The organism is Stenotrophomonas sp. TWI1409, from assembly GCF_039673015.1.
Classification (GTDB): domain Bacteria; phylum Pseudomonadota; class Gammaproteobacteria; order Xanthomonadales; family Xanthomonadaceae; genus Stenotrophomonas; species Stenotrophomonas maltophilia_A.
On sequence record NZ_JBDJKU010000101.1, the window covers coordinates 1 to 9,592 of the forward strand.

8 protein-coding genes are annotated in these 9,592 nt (G+C 66.6%); 6 read left to right on the forward strand and 2 right to left on the reverse strand.

The annotated features are described in order from the left end of the window. Nucleotides 1-309 precede the first annotated feature (309 nt). From ABE423_RS19635 to ABE423_RS19655, 5 genes are all read left to right on the forward strand, one after another. Nucleotides 310-1,485, forward strand: a complete 1,176-nt coding sequence (locus tag ABE423_RS19635; protein ID WP_032127869.1) for a phosphoglycerate kinase — start codon at nucleotides 310-312, stop codon at nucleotides 1,483-1,485. Further along, nucleotides 1,482-2,135 (forward strand): HAD hydrolase-like protein, encoded by a 654-nt coding sequence (locus tag ABE423_RS19640; RefSeq protein ID WP_125892696.1) that lies wholly within the window; start codon nucleotides 1,482-1,484, stop codon nucleotides 2,133-2,135. The genes ABE423_RS19635 and ABE423_RS19640 overlap by 4 nt, the downstream gene beginning before the upstream one ends. A 180-nt stretch (nucleotides 2,136-2,315) precedes the next feature. Further along, nucleotides 2,316-3,782: a pyruvate kinase gene (gene pyk, locus ABE423_RS19645; RefSeq protein WP_125892698.1), complete on the forward strand. Its 1,467-nt coding sequence runs from the start codon at nucleotides 2,316-2,318 to the stop codon at nucleotides 3,780-3,782. 196 nt (nucleotides 3,783-3,978) lie between these two features. Then, nucleotides 3,979-4,983: a class I fructose-bisphosphate aldolase gene (locus ABE423_RS19650; protein WP_010481439.1), complete on the forward strand. Its 1,005-nt coding sequence runs from the start codon at nucleotides 3,979-3,981 to the stop codon at nucleotides 4,981-4,983. A 129-nt stretch (nucleotides 4,984-5,112) separates the two neighbouring features. Continuing rightward, complete coding sequence (locus ABE423_RS19655) at nucleotides 5,113-6,261, forward strand: ABC transporter substrate-binding protein (protein WP_154264281.1); 1,149 nt, start codon at nucleotides 5,113-5,115, stop codon at nucleotides 6,259-6,261. A 91-nt stretch (nucleotides 6,262-6,352) separates the two neighbouring features. On the opposite strand, the gene ABE423_RS19660 is transcribed toward ABE423_RS19655, so the two are convergent. Both ABE423_RS19660 and cysK read right to left on the reverse strand, forming a co-directional pair. Continuing rightward, nucleotides 6,353-6,952: an O-acetyl-ADP-ribose deacetylase gene (locus tag ABE423_RS19660; RefSeq protein WP_032127873.1), complete on the reverse strand. Its 600-nt coding sequence runs from the start codon at nucleotides 6,950-6,952 to the stop codon at nucleotides 6,353-6,355. 275 nt (nucleotides 6,953-7,227) lie between these two features. After that, nucleotides 7,228-8,187 (reverse strand): cysteine synthase A, encoded by a 960-nt coding sequence (gene cysK / locus ABE423_RS19665; RefSeq protein ID WP_032127874.1) that lies wholly within the window; start codon nucleotides 8,185-8,187, stop codon nucleotides 7,228-7,230. A gap of 207 nt (nucleotides 8,188-8,394) precedes the next feature. On the opposite strand from cysK, the gene ABE423_RS19670 reads away from it, so the two are divergent. Then, entirely contained in the window at nucleotides 8,395-9,378 is a 984-nt protein-coding gene (locus tag ABE423_RS19670; RefSeq protein ID WP_125892704.1) for a LysR family transcriptional regulator, read from the forward strand. The last annotated feature ends 214 nt before the right edge of the window (nucleotides 9,379-9,592 follow it).

A 9,592-nucleotide genomic window follows, 5' to 3' on the forward strand; every position in this document is an offset into this window, starting at 1 on the left:
GGCCCGAGGCATGCCTCGGGCGGGTTGGGCAGGACGCCCAACCCCGGTCTTGCCGTGTGCGCAGGACAGCGCACACGAGCAAGCGGCTGCCAAGCCTCCAGGGACGGATCCACGGCGTCCCCTGCCAGCCCACACTACCCCGGCCCAGCCCCAGCATCACGAAGCGCCAGCGCTTTGGCCGTTGCCGTTGCTGTTGCAGTTGCTGTGCGCCTCTGCCTGCCGCAGGCATCGGCCCTCCCACCACCCGCACCCGATACAATGGCCGTCTGCCGTAGCCCGGCATCCCGTCCCTGAGCCAAAGAGTTGCCCATGTCCATCGTCCGCATGACCGACCTCGACCTCTCCGGCAAGCGCGTGCTGATCCGCCAGGATCTGAATGTGCCGATCGAGAATGGCCGCATCACCTCCGAACAGCGCATCACCGCTTCGCTGCCGACGCTCAAGCGCGCGCTGGAGCAGGGCGCGGCGGTGATGGTCACCTCACACCTGGGGCGCCCGAAGGAAGGTGTGTGGAGCGAAGCCGATTCGCTGGCGCCGGTGGCCCAGCGCCTGTCCGAGCTGCTCGGTCGCGAGGTTCCGCTGGTGCGCGACTGGGTCGACGGTGTCGACGTGCAGCCGGGCCAGCTGGTGCTGCTGGAAAACTGCCGCATGAACGTCGGCGAGGGCAAGGACGATGAAGCCCTGTCGAAGAAGTACGCCGCCCTGTGCGATGTGTTCGTGATGGATGCCTTCGGCACCGCGCACCGTGCGCAGGCTTCGACCCATGGCGTCATCCGCTTCGCCCCGGTCGCGGCCGGTGGCCCGCTGCTGATGGCCGAGCTGGACGCGCTGGCGCAGGCGCTGGATGCACCGGCCAAGCCGCTGCTGGCCATCGTCGCCGGCAGCAAGGTCAGCACCAAGCTGGAACTGCTGGCCAACCTGGTCGGCAAGGTCGATCAGCTGATCGTCGGTGGTGGCATCGCCAATACCTTCATCGCTGCCGCCGGCTACAACGTCGGCAAGTCGCTGTACGAGCCGGACCTGCTGGACACCGCGAAGAAGATCGTGGCCGATGCCAAGGCGCGTGGCGCCGATATCCCGCTGCCGGTGGACGTGGTCACCGCCAAGCAGTTCATGCCGGACGCGGTTGCCGAAGTGAAGGCGGTCGACGCCGTTGCCGAAGACGACCTGATCCTGGACATCGGCCCGCAGACCGCGGCGCAGTACGCGCAGCTGATCGGGAAGGCCGGTACCGTGGTCTGGAACGGTCCGGTCGGTGTGTTCGAATTCGAGGCCTTCAGCAAGGGCACCGAAGCGCTGGCCCGTGCCATCGCCAGTTCGCCGGCGTTCTCCATCGCCGGTGGCGGCGACACCCTGGCCGCGGTCGACAAGTTCGATATCGCCCAGCAGGTCAGCTACATCTCCACCGGTGGCGGTGCGTTCCTGGAATTCCTGGAAGGCAAGACCCTGCCGGCGGTGGCCGCACTCGACGCGCGCGGCGCATGAGTGCCGACCGCAGCAAGGATGTTCTGTTCTTCGACCTCGACGGCACGCTGATCGATTCGCAGGTGGGTATCACCGCCTGCATCGCCTATGCGCTGCAGAAGATGGACCATCCGGTGCCATCGCAGGAGACCCTGCTGGGCTGGATCGGTCCGTCACTGCGCACCACCTTCGCGCCGCTGTTCGGTGAACCGGCGCGGGTGGAACAGGCGGTGGGCTACTACCGTGAGCGCTTCGACGCCGAGGGCTGGCGCGAGCACACGGTGTACCCGCAGGTGGAAGACACCCTTCGCACGCTGCATGGTCGTGGCCATCGCCTGGCGGTGGTCACTGCCAAGAACGAGCCGCACGCGCGCCGCATCCTTGCCCACCTGCCGTTCGGTGGGCTGTTCGAGGAGATCGTCGGTTCAACCCTCGATGGCTCGCGCAGCCACAAGCCGGAACTGGTCGGTGAGGCGCTGCGTCGGCTGCAGGTGCAGCCCGCGCAGTGCTGGATGATCGGCGACCGCCGCATGGACATTGAAGGCGCGCGTCACCATGGCCTGCGCAGCGTCGGTGTGTTGTGGGGCTTTGGCGGTGAGGCCGAACTCACCGAAGCCGGTGCCGGGCAGCTGGCCCGTGAGCCGGCGCAGCTGGAAACGCTGCTGGCGTGATGCGCCGTTGATCGGTAACGCCGGGCCATGCCCGGCGCCACCACCACCCTGCGCCAGCGTATGTCCGGCCGATGTCCGTTCCATGACCCGCGAAGTCAGGCGGCACAAGGCTGTAACCGTATACATGCGGCGTGAAGGATGTGCTAATTTCCGTTCTTTATCGGGAGAGGCCCATTCACCATGTTCGAGCGTCAGCGTCGCACCAAGATCCTTGCCACCCTCGGTCCGGCCACTGATCCGCCGGGCGTGCTGGAGGATCTGTTCCGCGCCGGCGTCAACGTGGTGCGCCTGAACTTCAGCCATGGCGATCCCTCCGGCCAGGCCAAGCGTGCTGCCGAAGTGCGCGCTGCCGCGGCCCGCGTGGGCGTGGAAGTGGGCATCCTGGCCGACCTGCCGGGCCCGAAGATCCGCATCGAGCGCTTCGCCGAAGGCAAGGTACAGCTGAAGGCGGGCAACCGCTTCGACCTGATCGCAAGCACCAGCGCCGGCCCGGGTGACGCCACCCAGGTGGGCGTGAGCTACCTCGGCCTGCCGCAGGACGTGGGTCCGGGCGATGTGCTGCTGCTCGACGACGGCCTGATGCAGCTGCAGGTGGTGGAAGTGCAGGGCGAACGCATCATCAACACCGTACTGAACGACGGTGTGCTGTCCGACCGCAAGGGCCTGAACAAGCAGGGCGGTGGCTTGTCGCTGGGCGCGCTGACCGAGCGCGACAAGGAACTGATCGGCATCGTCGCCAAGATCGGTGTCGACTTCATTGCCGTGTCGTTCTGCCGCAATGCGCAGGACATGAACGACGCGCGTGAGATCGCCCGCTCGCACGGCTGCGATGCCGCGCTGGTGTCGAAGATCGAGCGCACCGAGGCGATCGAGAACCTGGAAGAGATCGTCGAGGCCAGCGACGTGGTGATGGTGGCCCGTGGCGACCTTGGCGTGGAAATCGGCGATGCCGAACTGCCGGGCCTGCAGAAGAAGATCATCAAGGCCTCGCTGGCGCAGAACAAGGTGGTCATCACCGCTACGCAGATGCTGCAGTCGATGGTCGAAAGCCCGATTCCGACCCGCGCCGAAGTGCTGGACGTGGCCAACTCGGTCATCGACGGCACCGATGCGGTCATGCTGTCGGCCGAAACTGCTGCCGGTGCCTACCCGGTCAAGGCCGTGGAAGCGATGGCGCGCATCTGCCTGGGTGCAGAGCGCCAGTTCCAGACCGAGACCGACTTCAACGCTTCGCCGCGCAACCTGGAACGTGCCGACCAGGCCATTGCCATGGCCACCATGTTCCTGTCGCAGCACGTGGGCGTGCGCGCGATCGTGGCGATGACCGAATCCGGTGGCACCGCACGCTACCTGTCGCGTTTCCGCGCCAAGGCGCCGGTGTTCGCGGTCACCCGCCACGACGGTGCGCGCCGCCAGATGGCGCTGATGCGCGATGTCTACCCGATCAACTTCGACAGCCGTGGCCTGACCCCGCGTGAAGCCGCACGCGGCAGCATCCGCCTGCTGGTGGAAGCCGAACTGCTGCAGGCCGGTGACCGCGTCGTGTTCACCAGCGGTGAGCACATGGAAACCCTGGGCGCGACCAACACCCTGCGCCTGCTGGAAGTGGGCGAAGACGGCCGCGCCAGCGGCCTGGGCGATCTGTAAACCCAGGCGGCCCCGGGTCGGAGCCGCTGCGCGGGTCCGACCCGGGGTCAGATCCCTGAAGGGGTCGTGACCCGGCGCAACAGGACATCGTCTGTCCGGTGCGGACATTGGAATCGTTTCCAGACTGCCCTGCACGTCGGTGCAACGGGCGGCGGGGCTATACTTACGTTTTTCCCGCACCCGCCACAGGAAGTACATGAGCATCGAACAGCTGGCTGAAACCGCCCAGGCCATGGTTGCCCCGGGCAAGGGCATCATCGCGATCGACGAATCCACCGCTACCATCGCCAAGCGTTTCGCAGGCGTCGGTATCGAGAACACCGAGGAGAACCGTCGTGCCTACCGCGAACTGCTGCTGACCACGCCGAAGCTCAACGAGCACATTTCCGGCGCCATCCTGTTTGACGAAACCATCCGTCAGTCGACCAAGGACGGCGTGCCGTTCGCCAAGTACATGGCCGACCACGGCATGATTCCGGGCATCAAGGTGGACAAGGGTGCGCACCCGCTGGCCGGCTGCCCGGGCGAGCTGGTGACCGAAGGCCTGGACGGCCTGCGCGAGCGCCTGCAGGAGTATTACAAGCTGGGTGCGCGCTTCGCCAAGTGGCGTGCGGTGATCAACATCGGCGAAAGCATTCCGTCGGGCACCTGCATCGAGTCCAACGCCCACGCGCTGGCCCGCTATGCCGCCCTGTGCCAGGAATGTGGCCTGGTGCCGATGGTCGAGCCGGAAGTGATCATGGACGGCGACCACGACATCGAGACCTGCTACGAAGTCACCGAAGCCACCCTGCGTTCGCTGTTCGATGCCCTGTACCAGCAGAACGTGCTGCTGGAAGGCACCATCCTGAAGGCCTCGATGGTCATCTCCGGCAAGGGCTGCGATGAGCAGGCCGACGTCGAGGAAGTGGCCGAGTCGACCGTGATGTGCCTGAAGAGCACCGTGCCGGCCATCCTGCCGGGCGTGGTGTTCCTGTCCGGTGGCCAGAGCGACGAGCAGTCCACCGAGCATCTGAACGCGATGAACCAGCTGGGCAACCTGCCGTGGCCGCTGAGCTTCTCCTACGGCCGCGCCATGCAGCAGGCCGCGCTGAAGCTGTGGGCCAAGGACATGAAGGGCAACTACGCTGCCGCCCAGAAGACCGTGTACGAGCGCGCCAAGGACAACGGCCTGGCCGCGCTGGGCAAGTGGAACGGTTGATCCGTCCCATCGCAGGATGAACAGGGCAACGCCGGCATCACGCCGGCGTTTGCTTTTGCGGGTATCTTTTCCGCCCCCACGCACCGGGCCGGTGTGCGGGACATACATGGAAGGCCAAGGAGAAAAAACATGCGTTTGGCAGTAATCACACTGGCCGTCGCCACGGTCCTGATCGCTGGCGGTTGCAACCGCATCGGTGGCGGTGGTGACGCAGGCAAGGCCGCGTCGCTCGATTTCGACAAGCCGGTGTCCGGCGAGATCACCTCGCGCAGCGGCATCAACTTCAACGACGGCAGCCATCACCAGCTGTACCAGATCAAGCTGGAAGACAGGGAACTGGTCGGCCTGAAGCTCACCGGCGCACTGACCGGTTCGATCGCCGTGTTCAACAACGGCAGCCTGGTGTCCACCAGCAATACCGGTTACGAACGCGAAGGCGATGTCTCGCTGGCCTTCCGTGCCAACGGTGGCGGCACCTACCAGGTGGCGGTCAACGCCAACGGTCCGAGCGCCTTTGGTCCGTACCGCCTGCGCGCCGAGAAGCTGAAGCCGTACGACGGCAAGCCGCTGGTGGGCAGTGGTGAGATCGTCGATATGCTGGCCAGCAACTCGCAGGACTACACCCTGCAGGTGGAGAAGGCGGGCCTGTACGAGATCCGCCTCGTCTCGGATGTCTTCGATCCGGTGCTGAAGCTGTCCGGCCAAGGCGTGGATGCCGAGAACGATGACGGCGGCGACAGCACCAACTCGCGCCTGAACCTCTCGCTGAAGCCGGGCAAGTACACCCTGACTGCACGCGGCCTCGGCGACGGCGTCAATGGCATGTTCACCCTGTCGGCCACCCGCATTGAACTGCCAGGCAACCTGGTGGATCGCGATGGCACGGCACTGCCGAAGTCGGGCAGCGCGTACACCATGCTGGACAACGAAGGCCGCCGCCGCTTCCTGCTGACCCTGGATCGTCCGGCCGATGTGCGCCTGGACGCGATTTCCAGCCAGGTCGATACCGTGCTGCGCGTGGTCGGCGGCGACGTTGAGCTGACCGACGACGACGGTGGCAATGGCACCAATGCACGCCTGGAAGAGACGCTGCCGGCCGGTCACTACACCGTCGACGTGTCCAGCCTGAACAACGGTGCGGGCCTGGTGGAAGTGCGCGTGCAGGTCGAAGGTGCCAGCGCCGACGGTGCTGCCGCCTCGGCCGCACGCGCCGCTGCCGATGCAGCTGCTGCCGTGGCCGATGACGCCGCTGCTGCGGTGGAAGCAGCCAGCCGTTGAGGTGATCCACGCGTAGCGTGGATGACCTCAAGGCCGCAACGGGAAAGGCCGGGCAATGCCCGGCCTTTCCTTTTACCGGAAGCGCTGCGGTTCAGTGCGCAGCGGCGAAGCCCGCATCGCCCAGAGGCGGCAGCATCGATCCGCGCGGTTCGTTGTCCGTGCTTTGTCCCGCGGCGCTCAATGCCTGCTGGTAGGCCTTCGCCGTAGCAGTGTTGAACGCCACCAGCACGATGCGCATCGGCTGTGCATGGCTGCGCTGCCACGCCAGTGTTTCCGTCACTGCGATCTGCGCGGCCTGGTACAGCGGATAGCCATACACACCGCAGCTGATCGCCGGGAACGCGATTGACTTCACGCCCAGCGACTCGGCCAACTGCAGCGATTTCCAGTAGCAGTTGGCCAGCAATGCCGGTTCGTCGCGCTGGCCGTCGTGCCAGACCGGGCCCACCGTGTGCAGTACATGCCGCGCAGGCAATGCGTAAGCGTCGGTGGCGCGCACTTCACCGGTCGGGCAACGCACGCCCGGACGCAGTTCCGGCAACTGCTCGCACTCGGCCAGCAATGCCGGCCCGGCCGCGCGATGGATCGCGCCGTCGACGCCGCCGCCGCCGAGCAGTGTTTCATTGGCCGCGTTGACGATCGCATCCACCGCCAGGGTCGTGATATCGCCCTGCCAAACTTCGATCTTCATGCGTCCGTCTCCTGCCTGTGAGGTGTTCCGCGCAGCATCTGCGCCGGCTGTTCCCACGGTAGGGGACAGGGCATCGATACTGCGTCATGACCGTCTCACGCGCTGCGATCCGACGGCCTTCACGCACGATGGCGGGCGACGCCTTCACGCAGGCTGAAGCAGAAAGGGCTCAGAGCTTTTTTCCGCACGGAAAAGGCTCTGACCCCTGCGATCCATGGTTCTGGCGAACCGGGTCAGAGCCCTTTCCCTGCAGGAAAGGGATCCGACCCGATGCATCACGGCAGGCCGGCCAGCCAGTCGTCGTCGGAACCCTCATTCACATCGGCGAACAGCGGTGTGGAGAAATAGCGCTCGCCGGTATCGGGCAGCATTGCCAGGATCACCGAGCCCGGTTCAGCGCGGGCGGCCACGTCCAGCGCGCTGGCCACGGTGGCGCCGGCGGAGATGCCGACGAAGATGCCTTCCTCCGCAGCCAGGCGACGCGCGGTGGCGATCGCGCGGTCATCTTCGACCGAGACCAGTTCGTCCACCACATCGCGGTTGAGCACGTCCGGCACGAAGTCCGGGGTCCAGCCCTGGATCTTGTGCGGCTTCCAGTCATCGCCCTTCAGCAGCGCGGCACCGGCCGGTTCGGTGGCGATGATGCGGGTCTGCGGGCGCGCGACCTTCAGCACTTCGCCCACGCCGGTAAGCGTGCCACCCGTGCCCCAGCCACTGACGAAGTAGTCCAGCCGCTTGCCGGCGAAGTCGCGCAGGATCTCGGCAGCGGTGGTGTTGCGGTGATAGGCCGGGTTGGCCGGGTTGGCGAACTGGCTGGCCAGGAACCAGCCGTGCTGCTCGGCCAGTTCGGCCGCCTTGCGCACCATGCCGCTGCCGCGCTCGGCGGCCGGGGTCAGGATCACCTTGGCACCGTAAGCGCGCATCAGCTTGCGGCGCTCCACCGAGAAGGTCTCGACCATGGTGGCCACGAACTTGTAGCCGCGCGCGGCGGCGACCATCGCCAGTGCCACGCCAGTGTTGCCTGAAGTGGCTTCGACAATGGTGTCGCCTGGCTTGAGCAGGCCGCGTGCCTCGGCGTCGAGGATGATCGCCAGCGCCAGACGGTCCTTCACCGAACCGCCCGGGTTGAACGACTCGACCTTGGCGTAGACGCTGACCTGCGCGGGCGCCAGGCGCTGCAGCCTGACGATGGGGGTGTTGCCGACGGTATCGAGGATGGAGTCGTACAGGGCCATGGAAGCGCTCCGGAAACGGGGCCGCGCCGGGCTTCGGCGGGCGAAGGGGGAGGGCTGGCTGTTCAGGCCAGCGGCTGCCGGCTGACCGTAGCGCCGGCATATGACGCCCGGAAATGACCAGATACCTTTCTTAAACAACCTTTGGTTATAAGCTGGTGACGGCAATTGACCCTAGAGTGGACCTCCGCCCCACGCCGCCTCCCTCCCATGACGCTGACCCAGCTGCGCTACCTGGTTGCCATCGCCGACGCCGAGCTGAACATCACGCTGGCCGCCTCGCGCGTGCACGCCACCCAGCCCGGTCTGTCCAAGCAGCTCAAGCAGCTGGAGGACGAGCTGGGTTTCCTGTTGTTCGTGCGCAAGGGCCGCAGCCTGGAGTCGGTCACCCCGGCCGGCACCGAGGTCATCGCCCGCGCCCGCGCGGTGCTGGCCGAGGCCAACAACATCCGCACCTACGCGGCCAACCAGCGCCGCGAGAGCCAGGGCCAGCTGATCCTGACCACCACCCACACCCAGGCGCGCTTCGTGCTGCCGCCGGCGGTGGCAGCGATCAAGCAGGCCTATCCCCAGGTGAGCGTGCATCTGCAGCAGGCCGGCGAAGCCGACGCGCTGGACCGCTTGAACCAGGGTGATGCCGATATTGCGATCATCAGCACCGCTGGCGGTGAGCCCATTGATGGCATCGCGGTGCCGCTGTTCCGCTGGCGGCGCCTGGTGGTGGTACCCAAGGGCCACCCGCTGGACCGCGCCGGCCGCGCCCCAGACCTGGCCGCGCTGGCCCGCCAGCCATTGATCAGCTACGAATCCTCGACCCGGCCGAATTCCTCGTTGCAGCGCGCCTTCGCTGCGAACGGCCTGGTGCCGGATCTGGCGCTGACCGCGCTCGATGCCGACCTGATCAAAACCTACGTGCGTACCGGTCTGGGCGTGGGCCTGCTGGCGGAGATGGCGGTCAGTTCCAACGACGAAGACCTGAGGTCGTGGCCGGCCCCGGAGCCGATCACTGAGTGCATTGCCTGGGCGGTGCTGCCTCGCGATCGCGTGCTGCGTGATTACGCGCTGGAGCTGGTGCACGTGCTGGCACCGCAGATCGATCCGCGTGATCTGCGCAGGGTGCTGGATGGCAACCAGGCGGCGGCGTGGCCGGTGCCACCGACGTGGGAGTCACTGACCCAGACCATCACGGTGTGACGTGGGTCGAGCAGGGCGTGCAGCCCTGCACCCGCGGGTAGTGCCGGCCGCTGGCCGGCAACCTCAGAAGCAACAGCAACAGCAACAGCAACAGCAACAGCAGAAGCTGGCATTGCGTGGGGTGGCGGGGCGGTGTCGGAGTGCGGGGACGCCGCAAGTACGTCCCTGTAGGCTTGGCAGCCGCATCCATGCGGCTGACACCCCGCACTCCGAC